The following is a 24,647-nucleotide window of genomic DNA, read 5'->3' on the forward strand; positions in this document are numbered from 1 at the left end:
GACAAGCACAACCTCAGAATGGACCCGGAAACGAAGTTCATCCTGGGCGATACCTTGAACCGTTGAGTCCGCTCACGGCGCCCGTTGGCGGCGTGCTTCGGAAGCCCGCATCAAACGGACCGGCAATCGCCAGACGTTCGATCGTCCGCCGTGGCCTGCTGTCTCGGTGTCGAAGTCCGCGTGGTCGCGCATTCATCTGCGGCGAAGTTTCGGGATCCAGCGCGGGACGCGCCGGCAATATTCTTCGTAGTCGGCGCCGAACTTATCACGCAGCGTGGGCTCTTCGTAGAGCAGGACAAACAAATGAAACGCCAGCCAGACCAGGGCGGCGTAGCGCAGGACAGGGAAAGACTGGTACATCACTCCCTCGCCGACCACCAACGTGATCACACCCACGTACATGGGGTTGCGCACCATCTGGTAGAGGTTGCTGGTGACCAGGAACTTGGGGGCGTCTATGGGCGCGGGCGTGCCCTTGCCTTTACCGGCGAAGTCGAAAGCGCAGCGGAAGTAGAACGCGGCGCCGACTGCCATGAGCAGCAAGCCGAGATAACGCAGCGGGCCGAGATCGAAATCCGCCGGCCGTCCGCTTGCCAGCCGCCAGGGAACGTACACCGCGACGGTGCCGGGAACCAGAACGGTGAAGAGCAGCAGCTTCAGGTAGACCACGATGCAATTCTTCTAGTGCTTGGTCTCAAAGCCCTTCACGAACTCCACCAGGCTGCGCACGGCGACTCCTGAAGGTCCCTTGGCCATCCAGGGCTTCTGCTCTTCCAGCCAGGCGACGCCGGCGATATCAAGGTGGACCCAGGGCGTATCCTCGGCGAACTCCTTCAGGAACATGGCGGCGGTGACAGCGCCGCCCCAGCGGCCGCCGCTGTTGACGATGTCGGCGATACCGCTCTTGATGGATTCGCGGTACTCCTCGTCGAGCGGCAGCCGCCACATCTTCTCGCCGGCGCGCTCCGTAGCCTGATGGAAGCGGGCGTAGATGTCGTCGTCGCTGGCGAAAATCCCGGCGTTGATGTAGCCCAAGGCCACGACGCAGGCGCCGGTGAGCGTGGCCGCATCCACCAGGTGGGTGCAGCCGAGACGCCGCGCGTAGGTAAGGCCATCGGCGAGGACCAGGCGGCCTTCGGCGTCGGTATTGATGATCTCGATGGACTTGCCGGACATGGCGATCTGCACGTCGCCGGGCTTCTGGGCCTTGCCCGAGGGCATGTTTTCCGTTGCGCAGACGATGGCGATGACGCGCACGTTGGGCTTGAGCTGCGCGATGGCGCGCATGGCGCCCAGCATGGCCGCGCCTCCGGCCATGTCATATTTCATCTTCTCCATGCCGTCGGAGGGCTTGATGGAGATGCCGCCGGAATCGAAGGTAATGCCCTTGCCGACCAGGCCGAGCACGGGCTTTTCCGGCGAAGCGGGGGGCGTGTAGCGCAGGACGATGAGCGCGGGTGGCTCGTCGGAGCCCTGGGCGACGCTCCAGAAGGCGCCCATCTGCAGTTCCTTGATCTTCTCGGTGCTGAAGACCTCGCAGGTGAAGTGCGGGGAAGCGACGTCCTCCACCATCCTGCGGGCGCGGGCGGCGAGCATGGTGGGCGTCATGCGGTTGCCGGGCTCGTTGACCAGTTCGCGGGTGAAGTTCTGCGACTCGCCGATAATGCGTCCCTGGGCCATCGCGGCCTCGAGAGCGGGGCGGTCGGAGGCGACGGGCGCGATGACGGTGAAGTCCTCGACGCGCTGGTCCTTGCGGTCGCTCTTGTAGGTGTCGGGATCGAAGTCACCGACGATCGCCCCTTCCGCCAGCGCACGCACGGCGGTGGAGGAAGCTTCCGGCGGGACGAAGGCCAGCTTGCGGATGACGCGCGGCTTGGCGAAGCGCACGGCGGCGCCCGCGGCCTTGCGCAAATCGGCGTGTGAGAAGTCCTTGGCCTTGCCGAGTCCAACCAGAAGCAGGCGTTTGGCCTTCAGGCCCTGGGGTTTGTGGACAAGCACGGTCTCCAGCGGCTTGCCGGTGCATTCGCCGCTGGCGATGACATCGGCGGCAGCGGCTTGAATGGCGGGTTCGGCCTGGACGGCAGGCGCGGGCTTGTCTTTTTCGCCCTGGTCGAGGACGACGGCGACCAGGATTTCGGCTTCGACGGCAGCGGGATTCGAGAAAGAGAGGGTCGTGTTCATGATTTCCTGGCGCGGGCGATGGCCTCGCGGGCTTCGCGGTCGGCGGTGCGGCGGCGCTCGGTTTCACGCTTGTCCCAGAGCTGCTTGCCGCGAGCCACGGCCAACTCGCACTTCACGCGCCCGTTGCGAAAATAGAGCCGGGTGGGGATAAGCGTCAAGCCGCGCTGCGTCACCTTGCCGGTGAGCTTGCGCAATTCCTCCTTGTGCACCAGCAGCTTGCGGGTGCGCAGCGGGTCGTGATTGAAGATGTTGCCGTGGTCGTAGGCGCCGATGTGGGCGTTCAAGAGCCAGAGTTCGCCGTCCTTGACGATGGCGTAGGCGTCCTTGAGGTTGGCGCGGCCGGCGCGGATGGCCTTGACCTCGGTGCCCACCAGCGAGAGGCCGGCTTCGAGCTTTTCCAGCAGGAAGTAGTGATGGGCGGCGGCGCGATTGACGGTGGCGTCGCGCTCGCCCACGGCCACCGGATCGCGCTTGGGTGCTTTCGGTTTCTCCGGGCGAACGCGATGGGAGGGCTGGCGAGGCATTAGGACGAATGTAGCAGAAGCGGCGAGGTGTTGTAGTTTCCCTCCCACCCTGTCGCGCCAAAGGCAGGCGCGACAAGGATGGGGCAACCGCTCGGAAGAGGGACGCAAAGGCGGTGCTATAATCGCGCTTCGCGCGCGGCGAGAGCACGCGCGCCAGGAGCCTGATGATCCGCCGCCTTCGCTTGCCGGCGCTGCTCGCTGTGCTGCTGCTGATGGCCGTGCCCGCTGCGGCCGACCAAGCCAAGAAGCTCTACAACCAGGGAAGAGACGCCGAGGCGCGCGAAGACTACCTGGCAGCATTCGAACTCTACAAGCAAGCATTCGACCTGAAGCCGCGGGAATTGAAGTACCGGGTGGCGCTACAGCGCTCGCGCTACCGGGCGTCGGCGGTGGTGGTGAAGCGCGGCCAGGATCTGCGCGATCAGGGCAAGCTGGACGAAGCCATGGCCGAGTTCATGCGCGCCTTGTCCATCGATCCCTCCAGCGCCGTGGCGCGGCAGGAGATCGAACGGACGCGGGCGCTGAAGCCGAAAGCGGGAGGCGAGGCCACAGGTCCGCCGCCGGAGGACGTGCTGCGCCGCCGGGTGGAGCAGGCAGGAGGCCCGGTGGAGCTGGCCCCGATCGCCAACGTCCCCATCACGCTGCGACTGACGGAAGACACCAAGGTCATCTACCAGACCATCGGAAAGCTGGCGGGGATCAACGTGCTGTTCGATCCCGACTATGTCTCGCGGCGGATCCCGGTGGAGCTGAACGGGGTGACGCTGGAAGAAGCGCTGGAGATCCTGGCGCTGCAATCCAAGACCTTCTGGCGGCCGGTGACGCCCAACACCATCTTCGTGGCCGCCGACACCACGGCCAAGCGCAAGGAGCTGGAGCAGAACCTGGTGCGCACCTTCTACATGTCCAACCTGTCACAGCCCAGCGAGTACCAGGACATTGTGAACACCATGCGCACCATCCTGGAAGTGAGCCGGATCACGCCCTTGCCCACGCAGGGGGCGATCGTGGTGCGGGGGACGCCCGACCAGGTGGCGCTGGCGGAAAAACTGATCGCGGATATCGACCGGGCCAAGCCGGAGGTGATCGTGGAAGTGGCGGTGATGCAGGTGAGCCGCGACAAGCTGCGCAACCTGGGCATCCAGCCGCCTACTTCTACGACTCTGCAACTGCAGGGAACCACGACCCAAACGACCACCGGCGGCACTACCGGCACGACCACGACCCCCAACACCATCACTCTGAACCAACTGTCCAACCTGGATGCGAGCGACTTCCTGGTGACCATCCCCGCGGCGACCGCCAACTTCCTGTTCACCGACTCGGCGACCAAGCTGGTGCAGAACCCGATCATCCGCGCGCTGGACGGGCAGAAAGCTTCATTGAAGATCGGCGACCGGGTGCCGGTGGCCACGGGATCGTTCCAGCCCGGAATCGGCGGCGTGGGCATCAACCCGCTGGTCAACACGCAGTTCCAGTACATCGACGTAGGCGTGAACATCGACATCACGCCCAAGGTCCATAGCGGGCGCGAAGTGACGCTGAAGGTGATGCTGGACATCTCGGCGGTCACGTCGCGGGTGAATATCGGCGGGATCGACCAGCCGGTGATCGGGCAGCGCAAGGTGGAGCACGACATTCGCATGCGCGAGGGCGAGGTCAACCTGCTGGGCGGCATCCTGGAAGAGCAGGACGTGAAAAGCCTGAGCGGGATCCCCGGGCTGGCGCAGATACCGTTTCTGCGCTACTTCTTTTCTTCGGAGAACGTGCAGCATAGAGAGAACGAGCTGATCTTCGCGCTGATTCCGCGCATCGTGCGCGTCCCGCAAATCAGCGAGCTGAACGTGCGGCCGTTGGCGGTGGGCACGGGAACGGGCATCGATCTGCGACGGGCGGCGGCCTCGACGGTCCCCAATGCCATGGCGCCAACGGGCGGCGGCGCGGCGCCGGTAGAGGCCGTGCCGACAACACCTGCGCCACAGCCCGTCCCGGAACCTGCAAAGCCGACGGCTGGCGCTGGCGCGCGCCTGGGCTTCGATCCGGCATCGGCGACGGTGGCGACGGGCGCCACTTTCACGCTGAACGTGGTGCTGAGCGGCGGACAGTCGGTGTACTCGGTGCCCCTGCAGATCGCTTACGAGGCCGGGGCGCTGCAATTGCTCAACGTATCCAACGGTGGCTACCTGTCGCAAGACGGACAGGCAGTGGCGCTGGTGCACCGCGACGATCCCCTGGGCACCCTGCAGATCTCCGCCAGCCGGCCGCCGGGCGCCGCGGGCGTCTCGGGGGATGGCTCGGTATTCACGCTGACTTTTCTGGCCAAGACGGCGGGAGAAGCCACGGTCACCATCAGCCGCCCGGGAGCGCGCGACGCCAGCATGCAGGCCATCCCGGTGACGGCGACGTCGGCGACCATCACCATCCGTTGATCGGGCGATTGCATGATGGGGTCATGTCGTCATGTCGTCATGGGGTCATCTCGTCATCGAAAACCTCGAGCCGTCACCGATGACCGTACGTCCACCCAGTGAGAGAATAGGCGCATGAAGCAGCGGGCCAAGGCGGCGCTGGCCGGGATGCGCGGATTGACGCTGGTGGAGCTGATCATCGCCATCGCCATCCTGCTCATCCTGACGGGAGCGGCGCTGCCGCTGGCGCGGGTGCAGATCCAACGCCAGAGAGAGAAGGAGTTGCGGCGGGCGCTGTGGGAGATGCGGGACGCCATCGACCGCTACAAGGAAGCTGCCGACCGCGGCGCTTTTCAAATCAAGGTCGGGACCGAGGGTTACCCGCCGGACCTCGAGACCCTGGTGGATGGCGTGGACGTGCAGGGAAAGAAGGTGCGCTTCCTGCGGCGCATCCCGGTGGATCCCATGACAGGCGGGACGGACTGGGGCCTGCGCTCCATGCAGGATGATCCCGATTCGCGATCGTGGGGCGGAGAGAACGTTTTCGACGTCTACACGAAATCGGAGGGGGAAGCGCTGGACGGGACCAAGTACGCAGAATGGTGAAGCGAGCCAACGCGCGCGGCTTCACGCTGGTGGAGCTGATGGTGGTGATCAGCATCATCCTGGTGCTGATCTCGGTGGCGGTGCCCATCTACCAGCAGACGGTGGTGCGGGCGCGGGAGTCGGTGCTGAAACAGGACCTGCAGACCATGCGGGAACTGATCCAGCAGTACACCCTGGACAAGCAACGCGCGCCGCAGTCGCTGCAGGACCTGGTGGCGGCGGGCTACCTGCGCGAGCTGCCGATGGATCCCATCACCCGGTCGCGGGACACGTGGGTCGAGGTGCAGGAAGACACGCTGATGAGCGTGGACCAGAGCGAGCCGGGCATTGTGGACGTGCACAGCGGCTCGGAGTTGGTGAGCTCCGAGGGCACGCCGTACAGCGAGTGGTAGGGCAAGATCGTTCTGGCCGGGTCGTGCTTACTGCGGTAGCTGCACCAGGTACAGGTCGGAGAGGATGCGGCGGTAGGTGTACACGTAGGTCTTTCCGTCGGGCGTGACCTGGAAATTGTCCATGCGGTAGGTGCCGGCGGGGTCGGGCGGCGTCACTTCCTTCCAGAATTCCTTGCGCCCGGTGAGCACATCCGAGCGGTAGAGCATGGCAGGGACACTGCCCTCGCGGACATACCAGGTCTTGCCATCGGCGGAGAGACCGGCCGGCGGTCCGGAGGGACAGGGGATAGGCCGCAACTCGCTACTCTGGATTGACAGCAGGCTGCATGCAGCCGGAGGCGGACCGACAACGGCAACGGATTTGCCGTCCGGCATCGCAAAGACGCCACGCGGCCCGCCGGACAGGGACTCGGTGGAAAGCGGCTTGGGCTGGCCGCCGGGAAAATCCATGAGATAGAGCTTGCGCTCTCCCTCCCGCGGCCCGCCAAGAAAGTACAAGCGCTTCCCGTCTGGAGACCAACTCCCAAAAAACCAGACGTTGCCCACGGGGAGCGGTTGGGCTTCGCCAGCGCCGGTGGGAAGAACGGAGGCGGTACTGTCCAGGTTGCGAACCATCGCCCATTTTGTGTCCGGGGAGAGGGCAACGCCGAATCCGTCTCCCAGGCGAACCGGCGGCGAGCCATCGAGGCGACGCAGGAAGACGGAGTGCTTTTCCCCGCCACCCTCTCCGGTCTCGTCGAAGAGGATGGTTTTTCCGTCGGCGGAAATGTCGCGGGCGTAGGAACGGTCGAACCATGACCAGTCATGTCCCTGGGTGTCGCCGGCGGCTGCGGCAATGATGCCGCGACGCTCGGTCTCATGGGCGACCAGGATGCGCCCGTCGCGGCTGACATCGGCGAGCGTCAAAACGCCAACATCACGAAAAATCGCGCGGACCTTGCCCCTGAGGGAAACGCCGTAGACCGAGCGGCCGGCCTCGCCGGCGTCGCGGGCCGCGGTGAACCAGATCTCGTCGCCGTTTGGCGACCACGCCAGGCCGCGCTCCGACCAGTTTTCCACCAGTCGTGTGACCTTTCCCTGTAGATCGACGACGGCTACGAAACCCTGGTCGTCCCCCGCGCCGGGATGATCGAGGAAGGCGATGCGGTCGCCCTTGGGAGAGATGCGAATGTTGCCGATGAAGCCGTCGCGGGTGCTGTAGAGCGCCTTGCCGACGGGGTACTCGAGTTGCTGCCCGCCCTCGGGCAGGTAACGGACGACGGCGAGGGAGGAGCCGTCCGGAGACCAATCGGCTTCGGCGACATCATTCAGCACCTCGCGAGGCGCGCCCCCGGAGAGAGGTACCCGAGCCAATGTTCCGCGCGAGGCAAAGGTCTGGGCAAAGCGATGGTTGACCAGCAGGGCCAGCTCCCCGGTGGAGGAGATGGCCAGGACGTCGGCATCGGCGAAGCCCAGCGAACGCGACTCCGGGCTTCCCCGGCGGGTGGTAAAGACCTCCATGGGTTTGCCGTCCCAGGTGGCGCCGTAGACGATGGTCTGGCCGTCAGGCGCGAAGCGCGCCGTCCACACGAAGCCCCGGCGGAAGGTGAGACGCTCGGATCTGGTTGCGGCCGACGGGCCGGTGGCCAGATTCCTGCCGGCGAGAAATGCAGCCGCCACCACCGCCAGCAGAACGGCGGCCGCCAGCCCAGGCTTCCAGCGGGAGCCAGGGCGAGGCTCGTCGATGGCGCGCAGGGCGGAGGTCGTACCGGAGACGCCGGAGAGACGCTCGAGGTCAAACGCCAGGTCGCGCGCCGACTGAAAGCGCTCCGCAGGATTCTTTTCCAGGCAGTGGCGGACGATGTGCTCGACGCCCGGAGGCAGGGCACGCCCCGCCTCGGAGAGCTCCTGCGGATCCTCGCGCAGGATGGCGCTGGCGGTGTCCGCGGGCGTATCGCCACGGAAGGCGCGGTGCCCGCTGAGCATCTCGTAGAGGATCGCGCCGAGCGTGAAAATATCGGTGCGATGGTCGGCGGCCTGGCCACGGACCTGCTCGGGCGACATGTAGCCCATGGTCCCCATCACCGTGCCGGGATCGGTCTGGCTGGGCATGGTGGGAGCGCTGGTGGCGGCGTCGGCCGTGTCCGTATGGGTGAGCTTGGCGAGGCCGAAATCCAGAATCTTCACGCCGCCGTCGCGGGGGAGAAACAGGTTCTCCGGCTTCAAGTCGCGGTGAACGATGCCCTTGTCATGCGCCGCGGCGAGGCCGCGCGCGATCTGCATGGCGTAGTCGAGGGCCTTGCGCGCCGGCAAGGGCCCGCCTCGCAGCGCGTCACGCAAGGTTTCGCCTTCCAGCAGTTCCGTCACGATGTAAGGCGAACCCTCATGCACGCCGAGCTCATAGACGGCGAGGATGTTGGAGTGGTTGAGGGCGGCGGTGGCGCGGGCCTCCTGCTCGAAGCGGCGCAGGCGGTCCGGATCGTCGGCAAAACGCGCGGGCAGCACCTTGATGGCAACGTCGCGCTGCAGGCGGGAGTCGCGCGCGCGATAGACATCGCCCATGCCGCCGGCGCCAATCAGGGAGACGACCTGATAATTGCCGAAGGTTTTTCCCACAGCGGCGAAGGGTTTGTTGCCGGTTGCGCTCACGCGTGTGGGCATCTTACGGAGAGAATCCGGAAGCGTCAAACGCATTCGACGGCCGACGTTGAATGCGCTCCGCGAAACCACTAACATCTCTGCCATGCCGGTCGAGACGGAAGCCAAGCAGTCGGCCTACACGCCCCTGAAGGCGCCGCGGGGCACGGCCATTTCCTGCAAAGGCTGGGCGCAGGAAGCGGCCATGCGCATGCTCATGAACAATCTGGACGAGGAGGTGGGCGAGCGCCCGCGAGACCTGGTGGTGTACGGCGGCACGGGGAGAGCGGCGCGCAACTGGGAGTGCTACCACGCCATCGTCGCCGCGCTGAAGGCGCTGGGGAACGACCAGACGCTGCTGGTGCAATCGGGCAAGCCGGTGGGCGTCTTCCAAACCCACGACTATGCGCCCCGCGTACTGATCGCGAACTCCAACCTGGTGGGCCACTGGTCGAACTGGGAAAAGTTCAACCAGCTCGAGCGCGCCGGCTTGATGATGTATGGACAGATGACGGCGGGGTCGTGGATCTACATCGGGTCGCAGGGAATCGTTCAAGGAACATTTGAGACGTTTGCCGCCGCCGGCGAGAAGCACTTTGGCACGCTGGAAGGGAAGCTGGTGGTCAGCGGCGGCATGGGCGGAATGGGCGGCGCGCAGCCGCTGGCCGCCACCATGGCGGGCGCGGCATTCCTGGGTGTGGAGGTGGATCCGGAGCGCATCAAGAAGCGGCTGAAGACCGGCTACTGCGACTTCATGGTCAACTCGCTGGACGAAGCGCTGCGCATCCTGAAGAACGCGGTACGCAAGAAGGAAGCCGTTTCGGTGGGGCTGGTGGGGAATTGCGCCGACGTGATTCCGGAACTGGCGGCGCGCGGCGTGGTGCCCGATCTGCTCACCGACCAGACGTCGGCGCACGATCCGCTGAATGGTTACATCCCGCAGGGGATGACGCTGGAGCAGGCGGCGGAACTGCGGCAACGCGATCCGAAGGCGTACCTGGAACGGTCGCTGGATTCGATCGCACGCCACGTCGAGGGCATGCTGAAGCTGATGCGCATGGGCGCGGTGACCTTCGACTACGGCAACAACATCCGCACGTTCGCGTTCCAGCGCGGCGTGAAAGACGCGTATGACTTTCCCGGCTTCGTGCCGGCGTACATCCGGCCGCTGTTCTGCGAAGGGCGCGGGCCATTTCGCTGGGTGGCGCTCTCGGGCGATCCGGCGGATATCGCGGTGACCGACGAACTGGTGCTGGAAATGTTTCCTGCCAACCCGATCCTGGAGCGCTGGATCAACCTGGCGCGCAAGCGCATCCGCTTCCAGGGACTGCCGGCGCGCATCTGCTGGCTGGGCTACGGCGAGCGCGCTCAGTTCGGCCTGGCCATCAACGATCTGGTGAAGAAGGGCAAGATCAAGGCGCCGGTCGTGATGGGGAGGGACCACCTCGACACCGGCTCGGTGGCGTCTCCCTACCGCGAGACCGAAGCGATGAAAGACGGATCGGATGCCGTGGCCGACTGGCCGCTGCTGAACGCGCTGCTGAACACCGCCAGCGGGGCGAGCTGGGTTTCGATTCACAACGGCGGCGGCGTGGGTATTGGATATTCGCAGCACGCGGGGCAGGTCACCGTGGCCGATGGCACCGACGCCATGGCCAAGCGCATTGAGCGCGTGCTGACCAATGATCCCGGCCTGGGCGTGGCGCGCCATGCGGACGCAGGGTACGAGGAAGCCGGCGCGTTCGCCGACAAGAAGGGTGTGAAGATACCGATGCGGCGGAAAGAGTAATGGCCAAGGCCAGTCCGTCTCTCCTCCTCACCAACATCGGCCAACTGCTCACCGTACGTTCGCCGAATCCCAAATCCACGGGCCCGCGGCGCGGGCCGGAACTGAACGACATCGGGCTGATTGAAGATGCGGCGGTGCTGTGCGCCGAAGGGAAGATTGCTGCGGCCGGGAAGCGGCGCGAGATGGCGCGTCATCCGTTGCTGAAGTCGAAAGGGAAGAGGGCCGTCCGCGAACATGACTGCGGCGGCGGCGTGGTGCTGCCTGGGTTGGTGGATGCGCATACGCATCCGGCGTTCGTAGCGCCGCGGCTGGTGGACTTCGAGCAGCGCGCGTCGGGTGCAAGCTACGAACAGATAGCCGAGAAGGGCGGCGGCATCCGCTCGAGCGTCGATCGTGTGCGCAAGGCTGCGGTGAAAGCGCTGGCGGAGCGAGTCCTGAAGGGCCTGGAGCAGATGGGCGCGCAGGGCACGACCACGGTGGAAGCCAAGTCGGGTTACGGCTTGAGCACGGAGGCGGAGCTGAAGTCGCTGGAGGCGATCGCGCAGGCGGCCGACCGCTGGCCGGGGACCGTCGTGCCGACCCTGTTGGGCGCGCATGTGGTGCCCAAGGAATTCCTGGGCAAGCCGCAGCAGTACGTACGCGAAGTGGTGAAGAAAATGATTCCGCAGGCGGCACGCCGCAAGCTGGCGGCTTTCGTGGATGTGTTCGTGGAGCGGGGAGCGTTCTCACTCGCCGACGCCGAGCAGATCTTTGAGGCGGCGACCGAAAACGGGCTGGGCGTGCGGGTACACATCTGCCAGTTCGCGTCCAATTCAGTGTGGCCGCTGCTGCGTTTTCATCCGGCGTCGCTGGACCACATGGATCATGTGATGGAGGAAGACCTGCCGCAACTGGCGCGCCGCGGCACCATGGTCACGCTGGTGCCGGCGTCCAATCACTTCCTGGGCCTGGGAACGTATCCGCCGGCCCGGCGGATGATCGACGCTGGCGTGGCGGTCGCGCTGGCCACGGACTACAACCCCGGCACCGCGCCTACACCCAGCCTGCCGTTCGTGATGTCGCTGGCGTGCACGCAGATGAAGATGACGCCGGCCGAGGCCATCGCCGCGACCACCATTAACGGCGCACATGCTCTGCGGTTGGCAGAGCGAAAGGGCAGCGTTGAGCCGGGCAAGGACGCGGACCTGGCGGTGTTCGACGTCGCCGACTATCGCGAGATTCCTTACTGGATGGCGGCGAATCACTGTCGGGCGACGGTGTTCGGCGGGCGGCTGCTAGTTTGACCATTTTCCATCTCTCGCTTCTAATGGATGAGCCGTCCGTTTTGAATCCTTGACGGGAGTTCCGATGAGCAAATCTGTAGTCTTTGTACTCTCCTTCCTGCTGCTTTCTCCTGCCTTTGCGCAACGCCTGCCTGACACTGTGGTTCCAGCGCATTACGAGCTAACCTTCACGCCTGACTTGAAGGCGGCGAAGTTCGCCGGCCAAGAGACTATCCGCGTGCACGTGGCGCGGCCGGCCTCGACCGTGACGCTCGATGCACTGGAGATGGAGTTCCACGAAGTCACGATTACGCAAGCAGGCAAGACGCAGAAGGCCGGGGTCACGCTTGATCCCAAGGGGGAGACGGCGACGTTCAGCGTTGGGAATGCGCTTGAGCCGGGCCCGGCGGAGATCCACATCCGCTACACGGGCATCCTGAACGGTCAACTGCGCGGCTTTTACCTGAGCAAGGGCAAGGGGCGCAACTACGCGACCACGCAGATGGAACCCACGGACGCGCGGCGGGCGTTCCCGTCGTTCGACGAGCCGGCGCTCAAGGCGACCTTCGCCATCACGCTGGTGGTGGACGAAGGAGACACTGCGATATCCAACGGCCGCATCGTTTCCGATACGCCGGGGCCGGCGGCCGGGAAGCATACGCTGCGCTTCTCCACGACGCCCAGGATGTCCACCTACCTGGTGGCCATGGCGGTGGGCGACTGGAAGTGCTCGGAGGGAGCGGCGGAAGGCATACCCATCCGCATCTGCTCGACGCCGGAGAATGCGCGCCTGACGAAATACGCGCTGGTGGCAGCCGAGCAGCAAGTCGCGTACTTCAACCAGTACTTTGGGATCCGATATCCGTTCGAGAAGCTCGACGTGCTAGCGGTGCCGGATTTCGAGGCGGGCGCCATGGAGAATGCGGGCGCCATCTTCTATCGCGAAAGCGTCCTGCTGGCCGATGAGAACACGGCCTCGGCCGCCACCAAGCGCGCCATCGCTTCTGTCCTGGCGCATGAGATCGCGCACATGTGGTTCGGCGACCTGGTGACCATGAAGTGGTGGGACGACATTTGGCTCAACGAAGGTTTCGCCAGCTGGGCCACCAGCAAGCCGCTGAAGGTGTGGAAGCCGGAGTGGAAGCGCGACATCCAGGACGTGTATTCCTCGGGCAACGCGCTGTCGCTCGATTCCCTGGCTAACACGCGGCCCATTCGGCGGCAGGCAGAGACACGGGAAGAAATCAACGAGCTGTTCGACGGTATCGCCTATTCGAAGACCGCGGCGGTGTTGCGCATGGTGGAGAGCTACCTGGGGGAGGAGACGTTCCGGCGCGGCGTACAGGCCTACCTGAAAAAGCACTCCTACGCCAACGCCACCGCCGAAGACTTCTGGAACACGTTGGCGCAGGAATCCGGCAAGCCGGTGGACGCCGTGATGCGCAGCTTCGTGGACCAGGCTGGGGTTCCCCTGCTCCGCGTGCGTGCCACATGTGAAAAGCAGGGCGGAATGGTGGAAGCCGAGCAGCAGCGCTTCTTTTACGATCGTCAGGCGTTCGAGAAGGGAAGCGATTCGCTGTGGCAAGTGCCCTTGTGCTTGCGCGGCCCGGGCGATGCGGCTCCTAAGTGCGAGCTCATGACCCGGCGGAAGCAGAGCTTCATGCAGGAGAAGTGCCAGCCGTGGGTGCTGGCTAATCCGGCTGGCAGCGGGTACTACCGCGTGGCTTATGACAGCGAGTCGCTACGCAGCCTGTCGCACGTGATGCAAACCGAACTGAGCCCCGGCGAGCGGCTTTCCCTGCTGAACGACCAGTGGGCGCTGGTGCGGCTGGGCCAGCAGGAGATCGGCGACTACTTGAGCTTTGCCGAAGGCTTGCGCGACGAGCGCACGCGGGTGGTGATGTTCACGCTGACCGGCCGCCTGGATTACATCGGCGATTATCTGCTGAACGACGCCACGCGGCCGAAATACCAGGCCTGGGTGCAGCGGCTGCTGCGGCCCACGGCGCAAAAGCTGGGATGGCAGCCGCGGGCGGGCGAGAGCGACGAGTTGCGCAGCCTACGTGCCTATGTCCTGATGACCCTGGGCCGCACCGGCCGTGATGCCGAAGTCCGGGCGGAAGCGCGGAAGCTGGCGGAACAGTATTTGGCCGATCCCAAGTCGGTGGACGCGACGCTGGCCGAAACGGTGCTCAGTCTGGCCGCGCTGGACGGCGACGCGGCGCTCTACCAAAAGTATCTGGCGAAGATGGAGAGCGACGTGGAGCCGGAGGAGCATGAACGCTATCAGGACGCGCTGACTTATTTCACCGGCCCGGCACTGGTGCGGCGGTCGCTGGAGTACGCGGTTTCAGGCAGGATGCGCAACCAGGATTCGCCTGGATTCATCAGGGATCTCCTGGAGCTTCGCGAGACGCAGAGCGTGGCGTGGGACTTCGTGAAAGCCAACTGGCCGCGGGTGGAGGCGGCGCTCACCATCGGCAACGCGCGCGACGTAGTCCGAGCCGTAAGCACGTTCTGCGAAGTACCGGCGCGCCATGATGCCGAAACCTTTTTCGCGGCTCATCCGGTGCCGGCTGCCGAGCGAACGCTGCGCCAGGCGCTGGAGAACGCCAACAACTGCATCAACCTGCGTGCCACGCAACAGCAAAGCCTGGCGGCGTGGCTGGCAGGACGCGCGGAAGGGGCGGGAAGATAGGCGCCGCTACGGCGGGAAGTTCATCCGGCGCAATAGGTCCTGGAAGCGTGCATCCGAGCGCAGCGAGGCAAGCCGCGGGTCCATCCTCGCATAAGCCACCGGAGTGGACCGCTCGTTGTAGGCCCTTTCCAGCCAGTCCAGCGCGTCTTTTTTCTGCCCGAGTCCAGCAAAAACCAAGGCCAGCTGGTAGGAAGAAACATACTTCTGTTTGGATTGATCCTTGAGTTCGGCGATGATTTTCTCCGCCTTGCCCACATTTCCCTGAACCGCGTAGGCGTGGCCCAGCGAGGCCTTGATGTTCAAGCTGCCCGGAGCCAGCGACTGAGCCTTCTCGAAGGCGGCGATGGCCTGCTCGTACTGCGCTTTCTGTTCATAGGCGAGGCCCAGGCCCCAGTAGCCGGTCGGGGATTTGGGGTCCATCTCTAAGAGTTTCTGTAGTTGGACGATCGCCACATCGTTTTGACCGGCAAAGTACGCCAGCATCGCCAGGTTGCCTGCGGGCGAGAGCGACAGCGGTTCGAGTTCCTGCACGCGCTGCATTTGTGCTCTAGCCTCGTCGAGTCGACCCAGCATGCCCAGCAGCCTGCTGTAGCGTTCGTGCGCAGCGCTGTAGTTGGGGCTGAGTGCGAGCGCGCGCTGGAACTCCCTTTCCGCGCCCGCCCAGTCCCAGTCGTAGTAGGCAAGAGTGTAGGCGAGCGAGGCATGCGCTTCCGCCAGGTTGCTGTCCATCTCCAAGGCACGGAGCGCAGCCGCTTGGGCCTTCGGGAAAACCTCGCTGGGAGACGAGCGGGTGTAGAAAGGCAGAATGGCATAGTAATCGGCCAAGCCTGTGTAGGCAGGCGCGTACTGCGCGTCCTTCTGCACCGCCTGCTGAAAGTATGCCAAAGCCTTCTCCAGCCCTGCGGGGTCGCCCTTCTCAAGGTGGAATCGGCCGAGGAGATAGGCCTCATGGGCGTCAGGGTTCACGGGTCGGGCGGTAGCCAGCCGAGTCTGTTCCTGCGGCGTGAGCTTCACCCGGATTTCGTCGGCGATGCTGCGGGCCAATTCGTCCTGCAAGGTAAGGACGTCGCTCAACTGACGCTCGTAGCTCCGGGCCCAGAGGTGGCGGTCGCTCCGAGCTTCGATCAACTGCGCGCTGATGCGTACCCGTCCGCCTGAACGCTGCACCGAACCTTCGACCACCGCGTCCACGTTCAATTCCCTGGCGATCTCCGGCAAGGGCTTCTTCGCCCCCTTGTACTCCATGACGGAAGTCCTGGAGATGACTCGCAGCGCGCTGATCTGCGCCAGGTCGGTGATGAGAGCTTCGGTCATGCCGTCGGCAAAGTATTCCTGCTCGGGATCGCCGGAAAGGTTGGCCAGAGGCAGCACAGCGATGGACTTGATTTGGGGTGCTGCGGTCTTACCCAACAATCGGTCGCGCACGCCGCCAAGGTTCGCAATGGAAACAGTGGCAATGAGCACGAGCAGCACCGCAGCCGACGCGGCCACGAAAGATTTCCAGCGCTTCTTTGACGCCACGCCGACTGCCACTACTGCGGTTGCCGCCGGCGCCGCAAGCCGGCGCAGGTCCACGGCCAGCTCTCGGGCAGACTGATAACGATTGTCCGGATCCTTTTCCAGGCACTTCAGGATGATGTCTTCGAGTTTGGGCGAAAGTTCGAGCTTGAGTTGCCGCGGAGAAGGTGGCGGAGTGTGCTGGATGTCTCCCGCCAGGGCGGTAGAGACCTTGGCGTCAAACGGCCGCCGCCCGGTCGCCATTTCGTACAGCACTGCTCCCGCCGCCCATATGTCCGAGCGCGCGTCTGCCGCCTCGCCGCGCAGCTGTTCGGGAGCCATGTAGGGGAGTGTGCCTGTAACGCTCTGCGTTTCGCTCACACTTTGCGTGACATCGGCGTGAGTAACCGGTTGCAGCAGCTTGGCCAGTCCGAAATCCAGGATCTTCAGCCGTCCGTCGGGTGTAACGCGCAGGTTTCCCGGCTTCAGGTCCCGGTGGACGACCCCCTGCTCATGCGCCGCCGCCAGCCCTTCCGCCAGTTGCTGTCCGAGTCGCAGCACGTCCTTCTCCGGCATGGCTCCTGAGACCGGCTTCTGGTCGAGCGTGACCCCCGGAATGAGCTCCATTACCAGGAAGTCCACGCCATCCTGATTGTCGAAGTCGTGGACGGTTTCCACGTTGGGATGGTTCAGTTTGGAAAGCGTCAGGGCTTCTTTGCGGAAGCGCTTGCGGGCGGCCTCGTCGGTGAGGATGCCCGGCGGCAGAACCTTCAGAGCAACGTCGCGGTCCAGGCGCTCATCATGAGCGCGATAGACCACGCCCATGCCCCCGGCGCCGATCTGCTCCAGGACACGATAGTGGCCCAGCGTCTGACCGAGCATCCCACGCCCCCAGCGGGATGTTAGGCCGCGCGGGGAGGGGAGTCAACGCGACGGGGATTCTATCCGCCCGACATCGAAGCCAGGAACTCCGAGTTGGACTTGGTCTTGCTCAGCTTGTCGATGAGCAGTTCCATGGCCTCCACGGGCGAGAGCGGGTTCAGCACCTTGCGCAGCACCCAGATGCGATTCAGCTCATCACGGGGCAGCAGGAGTTCTTCCTTGCGGGTCCCGGAGCGGTTGATGTCGATGGCCGGGAAGACGCGCTTGTCCACCAGCTTGCGCTCCAGAATGATCTCCAGGTTGCCGGTGCCTTTGAACTCCTCGAAGATCACGTCGTCCATGCGCGAGCCGGTGTCAATCAGCGCGGTAGCGATGATGGTGAGCGAGCCGCCTTCTTCGATGTTGCGCGCCGAGCCGAAGAAACGCTTAGGACGCTGCAGAGCGTTCGAGTCCACGCCGCCCGACAGGATCTTTCCCGATGGCGGCACCACCGTGTTGTAGGCGCGCGCCAGGCGGGTGATGGAATCGAGCAGAATCACCACGTCCTTCTTATGCTCGACCAATCGCTTGGCCTTTTCGATGACCATCTCGGCCACCTGCACGTGGCGGGCCGCCGGCTCGTCGAACGTGGACGAGATGACCTCGCCCTTCACCGAGCGCTGCATATCCGTGACTTCCTCAGGGCGCTCGTCGATGAGCAGCACGATGAGCTTGACCTCTTCGTGATTGGTGGTGATGGAGTTGGCCACGTTCTGCAGCAGCATGGTCTTGCCGGCGCGGGGCGGCGAAACGATGAGCCCGCGCTGCCCCTTGCCGATGGGCGTGAACAGGTCCATGACGCGCGCCGAGACGTTCTCGCGCGTGGTTTCCAGCTTGATGCGCTCGTTGGGATAGAGCGGGGTCAGATTGTCGAACAGGATCTTGTTGCGAGCTTCCTCGGGCGAATCGGAGTTGACCGCCTCCACCTTGACCAGCGCGAAATAGCGTTCCCCTTCCTTGGGCGGGCGCACCTGGCCGCTGATGGTGTCGCCGGTGCGCAGGTCAAAGCGCCGGATCTGCGAGGGCGAGACGTAGATGTCGTCGGGGCCGGGCAGGTAGTTATAGTCGGGCGAGCGCAGGAACCCGTAACCATCGGGCAGGCACTCCAGCACGCCTTCGGAGAAGATGAGGCCGCTGGCCTCGGTCTGCGCTTGCAGGATCTTGAAGATGAGCTCCTGCTTGCGCAGGCCGCCCGCGCCCTGGACATTGAGCTCCTTGGCCAGCTTCATCAGCTCGGCGGCGCTCTTCTCCTTCAGGTCGGCGATGTTCAGGGTGGGGCCTTCAGCCGTCTTGGTCCTTGCGCCCTTGCGTTCTTCGGTTGCGTCCATGATGCACCTCGGGTGGAAACCCAGGAATGGTCGGGGAAATCTGACTCCGTGCGCGGCGGCTGGCCGCGCGTGCGTCTGCCGGGAAACTGGATCAGGCGAACTTTGCTTGACGTCCTGCCCCGGGAAGCGACCTCCGGGGCGCCGGGCGGCAGCACTCACGCGCCCGGCCGGTAAAGCTAGTTTACACCTATTGCGGCGCCGCGGGACCCTGCACAGGCAAGGACTCCGGCGGCAGCGGCTCGCCGGTGGCCGTTTCCGGCACTTCCGGCAGGGGTTTTTCCAGCGCCAGGGCCAGCACTTCGTCCATGGTTCCGACGAAGTGCAGCTTCATGGCGTCGCGCAGATTCTGGGGGACCTCTTCCAGGTCCTTCTCGTTGTCCTTGGGCAGGACAACCTCCAGGATGCCGGCACGGTGCGCAGCCAGGAGCTTCTCCTTGAGTCCGCCTATGGGCAGCACCTTGCCGCGCAGGGTGATCTCGCCGGTCATGGCCATGTCGCGTCGCACCGCAATCCTGCTCAATGCGCTGGCGATAGCGGTGGCAATGGTGATGCCCGCCGAAGGACCATCCTTGGGGATGGCGCCCTCGGGCACGTGCACGTGGATATCCACGTTGCGATAAAACTCGCGCGGCAGTCCTAGGCGCGGCGCACGGGAACGCACGTAGCTCAGCGCCGCCTGTGCCGACTCCTGCATCACGTCACCCAGCTTGCCGGTCAGCATCAGCTTGCCCTTGCCGTCCACGATGGTGACTTCGGTGGAGAGAATGGAGCCGCCCACCTCGGTCCAGGCCAAGCCCGTGACCAGCCCAACCTCGCTCTTCTCGTGCGCGCCCATATCCCGGAACTTGAGCACGCCCAGGAAGTCGTGCACGTTCTCCGGGGTGATGGTGATGCTGAACGCCTCTCCACCCTTGACCACGCGGCGGGCCACCTTGCGGCAGATACTGCCAATCTCGCGCTCCAGGTTCCGCACGCCCGCCTCGCGGGTATAGGCCTGGATCACGGTGGAGATGCCGGCATCGGTGAACTGCAGGTTCTTTTCCGTCAGGCCGGTGGTCTTGCGCTGCTTGGGGATGAGGAACTGTTTGGCGATCTCGATCTTCTCCGGCTCGGTGTAGCCGTGCAGGCGCAGAACTTCCATGCGGTCCTGCAGGGCCGGCGGCACGGTGTGCAACACGTTGGCGGTGGCGATGAAAAACACCTGCGAGAGGTCGTACTCCACGTCCAGGTAGTGATCCATGAACATGAAGTTCTGCTCGGGATCGAGCACCTCGAGCAGCGCCGCGGAGGGATCGCCGCGGAAGTCCATGGACATCTTGTCCACTTCATCGAGCATGAAGACCGGGTTCTTGGTGCCGGCCTTCTTCATCATCTGCAGGATCTGGCCGGGGAGGGCGCCGATGTAGGTGCGGCGATGGCCGCGGATCTCGGCTTCGTCGCGCACTCCGCCCAGCGACAGGCGGACGAACTTGCGCCCGGTGGCGCGCGCGATGGACATTCCCAGCGAAGTCTTTCCCACGCCCGGAGGTCCGACGAAGCACAGGATGGAGCCCTTGGGGTTCTTCACCAGCTGGCGGACGGCCAGGAACTCCAGGATGCGCTCCTTGATCTTTTCCAGACCATAGTGGTCTTCGTTCAGGATCTTCTCCGCCCGGTCGATGTTGCGGATCTCCTTGGAGCGCTTCTTCCAGGGCACGGCCAGGATCCAGTCCAGGTAGTTGCGGGAGACCGTGGACTCGGCCGACATGAGCGGCATGGCCTCCAGCTTCTTCAGTTCCTGGAGGGCTTTCTCGTGCACGTCCTTGGGCATGCCGGCGGAGTCGATCTTCTTCTTCAGTTCCTCCAGTTCGTTCTTCTCGCCCCGTCCCAGTTCCTTCTGGATGGCCTTGATCTTCTCGTTGAGGTAGTACTCCTTCTGGGCGCGCTCCATCTGCTTCTTGACGCGGGTCTGAATGGCGCGGTCGACGTTCAGCTTTTCGATCTCGATCTCCAGCACGTCGGCGATGCGATTGAGGCGCTCGACGGGATCGAAGATCTCCAGCAGTTCCTGTTTCTCCTCGATGGAAAGCTGGAGGTTGGCGGCGATGGTATCGGTCAGGCGCGCCGGTTCCTCCAGGCGCACGGCCGCCAGCATGGTCTCGTAATTCAGGGACTGGCAGAGCTTTACGTACTGCTCGAACAACCCGGTGACCCGCTGCATCATGTTCTCGATCTGCGGGGTCACCTCGGTCTGGTAGGCCACGGTGCGCAGCGAAGCCTGGAAGCAGCCCTCGGCTTCGGTGACCTGCAAAATCTTGCCGCGCTCCACGCCCTCCACCAGCACCTTGATGTTGCCGTCGGGCAGCTTCAGGCTCTGCACGATGTTGACGATGGTGCCCACCTGATAGATCTCGTTGGCCTTGGGCTCGTCGACGGAAGCGTCATGCTGGGTAGCGAGGAAGATCTTCTTGTCGCCGGCGAGGGCCTCTTCCAGCGCCCGCACGCTCGATTCGCGCCCCACTACGAAGGGCGTCATCATGTACGGGAAGATGACCACGTCCCGTATGGGCATCATCGGCAGCTTGCGCGTATTGAATTTTTCCCGGGTCACTAGCCTGCTTTCTCCATCAGGGAGATAGTGACGTCGCGTTTCTCCACCATCTCGCGCGTCACCTCGAATTCCTTGACCTTCTTCTGGCTGGGCAGATGGTACATCACATCGAGCATGAGCTCTTCCAGGATCATGCGCAGGCCGCGCGCGCCCACCTTGCGCACCATGGCCTCGCGGGCGATGGCCCGCAGGGCATCCTCGCTGAACTTCATCTTCACGTTCTCGAACTCGAAGAGCCGCTGGTACTGCTTGATGATGGCGTTCTTGGGCCGCTGCAGAATCTCGATGAGCGCGTTCTCATCCAGGTCCTCGAGCACGCCGATCACCGGGAGTCGCCCGACGAACTCCGGGATGAGGCCGAAGCGGATAAGGTCGGAGGGCTGGGTCTGGCGCAGCAGCTCGATGTCACGCTTGCCGCCGGCCAACGCCTCTGCTTCCGGCGCCGATTGTTCCTGTGGTTGCTGTTGCGACTCGGCCTCGGCACGGAAGCCCATGGCCTTCTTGCCCATGCGCCGGCCTACGATCTTCTCCAGCCCGACGAAGGCTCCTCCGCAGATGAACAGGATGTTGGTGGTGTCGACGGGCGTGAATTCCTGGTGCGGGTGCTTGCGCCCGCCCTGCGGCGGAACGTTGGCGATGGTGCCTTCCAGGATCTTGAGCAGCGCCTGTTGTACGCCTTCGCCGGAGACGTCGCGGGTAATGGACGGGTTCTCGTCCTTGCGCCCGATCTTGTCCACTTCGTCGATATAGATGATGCCGGTCTGCGCGCGCCCTACGTCGCCGTCGGCCGACTGCAGCAGCTTGAGAATGATGTTCTCGACATCCTCGCCTACGTAGCCGGCTTCGGTCAGGGTGGTGGCGTCCACGATGGCGAAAGGCACATCCAGCATCTTGGCCAGCGTTTGCGCCAGCAGGGTCTTGCCGGTGCCGGTGGGGCCGATGAGCAGGATGTTGGACTTGGTCAGCTCCACCTCGCTGCGCTGGCGGTTCATGTGGATGCGCTTGTAGTGGTTGTAGACCGCCACCGCCAGCTTCTTCTTGGTCTGCTCCTGCCCGATGACGTATTCGTCGAGGAACGTCTTCACCTCGTGTGGCTTGGGAAGATCGGTGGGGACGGTGGCCGCGGGCGATTCCGTGCGGTCATCCTCGAGGATGGAATTGCACACCGCGACGCACTCGTCGCAGATGTAGGCCCGGGGATAGTCGCTGGGAGAAGAAATCAGCTTGGCCACCGCATCCTGCGACTTGTGGCAAAAGGAACAACGCAGGACGTCGTCCGAACCGGATCGCGCCTTCATGCTACGGCTCCTTCCGTCTGCCGGTGGCTGGGGCCGGAAGAACCGCCTTGTCTTCGTAAGCGCTCACTTGGGGTGCTTGTAGATGATGTCATCTACGATCCCGTACTCCTTGGCCTGGCCCGCGCTCATGATGAAGTCGCGTTCCACGTCCCTTTCTACTTTATCAAGCTTTTGTCCGGTGTGCTTGGAGAGTACTTGGTTAAGCACCTCCCGCATGCGCAGGATCTCCCGGGCGTGAATGTCGATGTCGGAAGCTTGTCCGGAAAGGCCGCCCATCGAGGGCTGGTGGATGAGGATGCGGGCATTGGGCAGCGCGAAGCGCTTGCCCGGGGTACCCGCCGCCAGAAGCACCGCCGCCATCGAAGCCGCCTGCCCGATGCAGATGGTGGTCACGTTGGGGCGCACGAACTGCATGGTGTCGTAAATGGCCATGCCGGCGGTGATGACGCCGCCCGGCGAGTTGATGTAGAGCTGGATGTCCTTTTCCGGATCCTCAGCGGCCAGGAACAGCAACTGCGCCGTCACCAGGTTGGCGACGTTGTCGTCAATGGAGCTGCCGATGAAGATGATGTTGTCACGCAGGAGACGGGAATAGATGTCGTAGGCGCGCTCGCCGCGGCCTGTCTGCTCCACTACCATGGGCACGAGCATGTCCTGCGTTCCTTTCCTCCGCCTACACTCCGGCCTTCGCTGGCGGGCCGGGGAGGGGAGCGAATAATTCCAGAATTAAGCGGATCGGCGGTACAGAAGATCGAGCGTCTTCTCGTGCCGGATTCTGTTGCGGATTCTATCCAGCGCTCCTTCACGTGTCAAACGCGCGCGGATGGCTTCCGGCGTCTGGCGCATCTGCCGCGCCAGCGCATCCACTTCCGAATCCATTTCCTGGTCGGTCACTTCCACCTTCTCGCGTTCCGCGATGCGGTCCAGCAGCAGGGAAGCCTTCACCTCGCGCACCGCGCTCTCCCTCTGCCCGGAGCGCAGGCGCTCGAAATCCATGCGGCGCATGTCCTCGGTGCGCATGCCCTGGGCGGCCAGCGCCCGCAGGCCACGTTCCAGCCGCAAATCCACCTGGCGCTCCACCAGCGCCTCGGGCACCGGGAAGTCGTGGCGGCGGATGAGCTCATCGATGAGCTTTTCCTTGGCCTCGTGCTCGGCATCGTGGCGGCGCTCGGCTTCCAGTTGCTCGCGGATCTTCTTGCGCAGGTCGTCGAGCGTGGGGAATTCGCCCAGGGTGCGCGCGAAGGCGTCGTCGAGCTCCGGCAGATCCTTCTTCTTGATGCCGCGCACCTGTACGGTGTAGTGGAAGGTCTGGCCGGCCAGGCGCTGGTCGCCGAATTCCGCCGGATACGCCACGTCGAAACTGCGCTCCTCACCCGCATTGGCCCCGCGCAGGTTCTCATTGAATTCGGGCACGGTGTTGGGGCCGCCGATCTGCACCATCACGTCGTCGACGGAGACCGGTTCCGCCTTCCCCGCGCCTTCCGCGGTCTGCTCTCCGGCCTTCGGCGCTCCCTTGAAACTCACCTGTGCCCAGTCGCCCTCCGCGAGCGGACGGCCCTCGATGGGTGAGTATGTGGCACTCTGCTCGCGCAAGTGCTCCAGGGCGTGCTCCACGTCCTGATCGGAGACGCTCACGTCCTTGTTCTCCGCGCGCAGCTCCTGGTATGCGCCCAGCTCGATCTCCGGCAGCACCTCGAAGGACGCCTTGAAGCGCAGCGGTTCGCCGTCGTGGATACTCATATCGGTGATCCGCGGAGACGAGACCGGCTCGAGGCCTTTCTTCTTCACTTCCTCGCGGAAGTAGCGCGGCACCAGCGCCTCCATCACTTCGTTCTTCACCTCTTCCGCGAAGCGTCCGCGGATGATGCTGGCCGGCACCTTGCCCTTGCGGAACCCCGGCAGGCGTGCCGCGCTGCGAAACTTCTCCACAATGGCCTCGGTCTCCCGGGCCACTACGTCGGCCGGGATTTCGATCTCGACCTCGCGCGCACAACTCTCTTTGGTGTCTGGACTCAAAAGGATCCCTGAATCGGATTTCGACCTGCGGATGCGGGCCTGTTTCCACTATAGGGGAGGGAAGAAAGCGTGGTCAAACGCCGGACGGCGTTCCGATGCGTGGGCGAGAAAGAGGGGACGCCCTTTCCGTAGAATGAATCGCGGAGGTCGGCCTTGGTTCACATCGTCTGGGAGTTCCGGGTGCCGGCGGGGAAGCGGTCGGAGTTCGAGCGTCATTACAGGAGCGACGGCACCTGGGCGCAGCTCTTCCGCCGCGACCCGGCGTACCGCGGCACCACGCTCCTGCGCGACAGCAAGGATTCCGGTCGCTACCTGACTGTGGACATTTGGGATTCGCTCGCCGCGTACGACGCCTTCAAGCGGAAACATCACGACGAGTACGAACGGCTCGACAAAACCTTCGAGAAACTCACTTCCGAGGAACGACAGATAGGAGTCTTTGAAGGTGCCTGAGCCTTACAAGAGGTAGACTGATGTTGGCATGACTGTCCGCCGAAGGGCGCTATTCTTCCTGCTTTGGC

The 24,647-nt window shown here is 64.3% G+C and carries 17 protein-coding genes; 7 read left to right on the top strand and 10 right to left on the bottom strand.

The window, feature by feature from the left end; translation table 11 throughout:
* Positions 1-192 precede the first annotated feature (192 nt).
* Genes VLE48_08965 through smpB form a run of 3 tightly spaced genes read right to left on the bottom strand, consistent with a single transcriptional unit; the run spans position 193 to position 2,705 of the window.
* The gene (locus VLE48_08965) at positions 193-669 is read right to left on the bottom strand and encodes an isoprenylcysteine carboxylmethyltransferase family protein (GenBank protein HSA93126.1); all 477 of its coding nucleotides are present in this window, start codon (positions 667-669) and stop codon (positions 193-195) included.
* A gap of 12 nt (positions 670-681) precedes the next feature.
* A complete protein-coding gene (locus tag VLE48_08970) occupies positions 682-2,181 on the bottom strand; it encodes a leucyl aminopeptidase (GenBank protein HSA93127.1) in 1,500 nt (499 codons plus the stop codon).
* A complete protein-coding gene (gene smpB / locus VLE48_08975; protein HSA93128.1) occupies positions 2,178-2,705 on the bottom strand; it encodes an SsrA-binding protein SmpB in 528 nt (175 codons plus the stop codon). The genes VLE48_08970 and smpB overlap by 4 nt, the downstream gene beginning before the upstream one ends.
* A 164-nt stretch (positions 2,706-2,869) precedes the next feature.
* On the opposite strand from smpB, the gene VLE48_08980 reads away from it, so the two are divergent.
* The 3 genes from VLE48_08980 to VLE48_08990 all read left to right on the top strand — a co-directional run bounded on the left by VLE48_08980 (position 2,870) and on the right by VLE48_08990 (position 6,111).
* Positions 2,870-5,134, top strand: coding sequence for a cohesin domain-containing protein (locus VLE48_08980; protein ID HSA93129.1), 2,265 nt, complete (start codon positions 2,870-2,872; stop codon positions 5,132-5,134).
* A gap of 114 nt (positions 5,135-5,248) precedes the next feature.
* Complete coding sequence (locus VLE48_08985) at positions 5,249-5,719, top strand: prepilin-type N-terminal cleavage/methylation domain-containing protein (protein HSA93130.1); 471 nt, start codon at positions 5,249-5,251, stop codon at positions 5,717-5,719.
* On the top strand, positions 5,713-6,111 hold the full coding sequence (locus tag VLE48_08990; GenBank protein ID HSA93131.1) for a prepilin-type N-terminal cleavage/methylation domain-containing protein: 399 nt from the start codon (positions 5,713-5,715) through the stop codon (positions 6,109-6,111). The genes VLE48_08985 and VLE48_08990 overlap by 7 nt, the downstream gene beginning before the upstream one ends.
* Positions 6,112-6,138: 27 nt before the next feature.
* On the opposite strand, the gene VLE48_08995 is transcribed toward VLE48_08990, so the two are convergent.
* Positions 6,139-8,751, bottom strand: a complete 2,613-nt coding sequence (locus VLE48_08995; protein ID HSA93132.1) for a protein kinase — start codon at positions 8,749-8,751, stop codon at positions 6,139-6,141.
* An 82-nt stretch (positions 8,752-8,833) separates the two neighbouring features.
* Here VLE48_08995 and hutU point away from each other — a divergent pair, with 82 nt between their 5' ends.
* From hutU to VLE48_09010, 3 genes are all read left to right on the top strand, one after another.
* Positions 8,834-10,516: a urocanate hydratase gene (gene hutU / locus VLE48_09000; GenBank protein ID HSA93133.1), complete on the top strand. Its 1,683-nt coding sequence runs from the start codon at positions 8,834-8,836 to the stop codon at positions 10,514-10,516.
* Positions 10,516-11,799, top strand: a complete 1,284-nt coding sequence (gene hutI, locus VLE48_09005) for an imidazolonepropionase (GenBank protein ID HSA93134.1) — start codon at positions 10,516-10,518, stop codon at positions 11,797-11,799. Before hutU ends, hutI begins: the two co-directional genes overlap by 1 nt.
* Positions 11,800-11,863: 64 nt before the next feature.
* Positions 11,864-14,476, top strand: a complete 2,613-nt coding sequence (locus VLE48_09010; protein HSA93135.1) for a M1 family metallopeptidase — start codon at positions 11,864-11,866, stop codon at positions 14,474-14,476.
* Between the two features lie 6 nt (positions 14,477-14,482).
* Here VLE48_09010 and VLE48_09015 read toward each other — a convergent pair whose 3' ends face one another.
* The 6 genes from VLE48_09015 to tig all read right to left on the bottom strand — a co-directional run bounded on the left by VLE48_09015 (position 14,483) and on the right by tig (position 24,126).
* Entirely contained in the window at positions 14,483-16,855 is a 2,373-nt protein-coding gene (locus tag VLE48_09015; protein ID HSA93136.1) for a protein kinase, read from the bottom strand.
* Positions 16,856-16,914: 59 nt separating this feature from the next.
* Positions 16,915-18,222 carry a transcription termination factor Rho gene (gene rho, locus VLE48_09020; GenBank protein HSA93137.1) on the bottom strand — a complete coding sequence of 436 codons (1,308 nt, stop codon included), beginning with the start codon at positions 18,220-18,222 and terminating at the stop codon, positions 16,915-16,917.
* 187 nt (positions 18,223-18,409) lie between these two features.
* Positions 18,410-20,812, bottom strand: a complete 2,403-nt coding sequence (gene lon / locus VLE48_09025; GenBank protein HSA93138.1) for an endopeptidase La — start codon at positions 20,810-20,812, stop codon at positions 18,410-18,412.
* Positions 20,812-22,110 (bottom strand): ATP-dependent Clp protease ATP-binding subunit ClpX, encoded by a 1,299-nt coding sequence (gene clpX, locus VLE48_09030; GenBank protein ID HSA93139.1) that lies wholly within the window; start codon positions 22,108-22,110, stop codon positions 20,812-20,814. The genes lon and clpX overlap by 1 nt, the downstream gene beginning before the upstream one ends.
* A 63-nt stretch (positions 22,111-22,173) precedes the next feature.
* On the bottom strand, positions 22,174-22,761 hold the full coding sequence (gene clpP, locus VLE48_09035) for an ATP-dependent Clp endopeptidase proteolytic subunit ClpP (GenBank protein ID HSA93140.1): 588 nt from the start codon (positions 22,759-22,761) through the stop codon (positions 22,174-22,176).
* A 75-nt stretch (positions 22,762-22,836) separates the two neighbouring features.
* Positions 22,837-24,126 carry a trigger factor gene (tig, locus tag VLE48_09040; GenBank protein ID HSA93141.1) on the bottom strand — a complete coding sequence of 430 codons (1,290 nt, stop codon included), beginning with the start codon at positions 24,124-24,126 and terminating at the stop codon, positions 22,837-22,839.
* Between the two features lie 153 nt (positions 24,127-24,279).
* On the opposite strand from tig, the gene VLE48_09045 reads away from it, so the two are divergent.
* Positions 24,280-24,579, top strand: a complete 300-nt coding sequence (locus tag VLE48_09045; GenBank protein HSA93142.1) for an antibiotic biosynthesis monooxygenase family protein — start codon at positions 24,280-24,282, stop codon at positions 24,577-24,579.
* The last annotated feature ends 68 nt before the right edge of the window (positions 24,580-24,647 follow it).

This window comes from Terriglobales bacterium, assembly GCA_035454605.1.
Lineage (GTDB): Bacteria > Acidobacteriota > Terriglobia > Terriglobales > Acidobacteriaceae > DATMAB01.

Bases quoted from the DNA above. Each gene is read 5' to 3' on its own strand.
- VLE48_08970 (HSA93127.1), bottom strand. From the start codon at position 2,181: ATGAACACGACCCTCTCTTTCTCGAATCCCGCTGCCGTCGAAGCCGAA.
- smpB (HSA93128.1), bottom strand. From the start codon at position 2,705: ATGCCTCGCCAGCCCTCCCATCGCGTTCGCCCGGAGAAACCGAAAGCA.
- VLE48_08980 (HSA93129.1), top strand. From the start codon at position 2,870: ATGATCCGCCGCCTTCGCTTGCCGGCGCTGCTCGCTGTGCTGCTGCTG.
- VLE48_08985 (HSA93130.1), top strand. From the start codon at position 5,249: ATGAAGCAGCGGGCCAAGGCGGCGCTGGCCGGGATGCGCGGATTGACG.
- VLE48_08990 (HSA93131.1), top strand. From the start codon at position 5,713: ATGGTGAAGCGAGCCAACGCGCGCGGCTTCACGCTGGTGGAGCTGATG.
- VLE48_08995 (HSA93132.1), bottom strand. From the start codon at position 8,751: ATGCCCACACGCGTGAGCGCAACCGGCAACAAACCCTTCGCCGCTGTG.
- hutU (HSA93133.1), top strand. From the start codon at position 8,834: ATGCCGGTCGAGACGGAAGCCAAGCAGTCGGCCTACACGCCCCTGAAG.
- hutI (HSA93134.1), top strand. From the start codon at position 10,516: ATGGCCAAGGCCAGTCCGTCTCTCCTCCTCACCAACATCGGCCAACTG.
- VLE48_09010 (HSA93135.1), top strand. From the start codon at position 11,864: ATGAGCAAATCTGTAGTCTTTGTACTCTCCTTCCTGCTGCTTTCTCCT.
- VLE48_09015 (HSA93136.1), bottom strand. From the start codon at position 16,855: ATGCTCGGTCAGACGCTGGGCCACTATCGTGTCCTGGAGCAGATCGGC.
- rho (HSA93137.1), bottom strand. From the start codon at position 18,222: ATGGACGCAACCGAAGAACGCAAGGGCGCAAGGACCAAGACGGCTGAA.
- clpX (HSA93139.1), bottom strand. From the start codon at position 22,110: ATGAAGGCGCGATCCGGTTCGGACGACGTCCTGCGTTGTTCCTTTTGC.
- clpP (HSA93140.1), bottom strand. From the start codon at position 22,761: ATGCTCGTGCCCATGGTAGTGGAGCAGACAGGCCGCGGCGAGCGCGCC.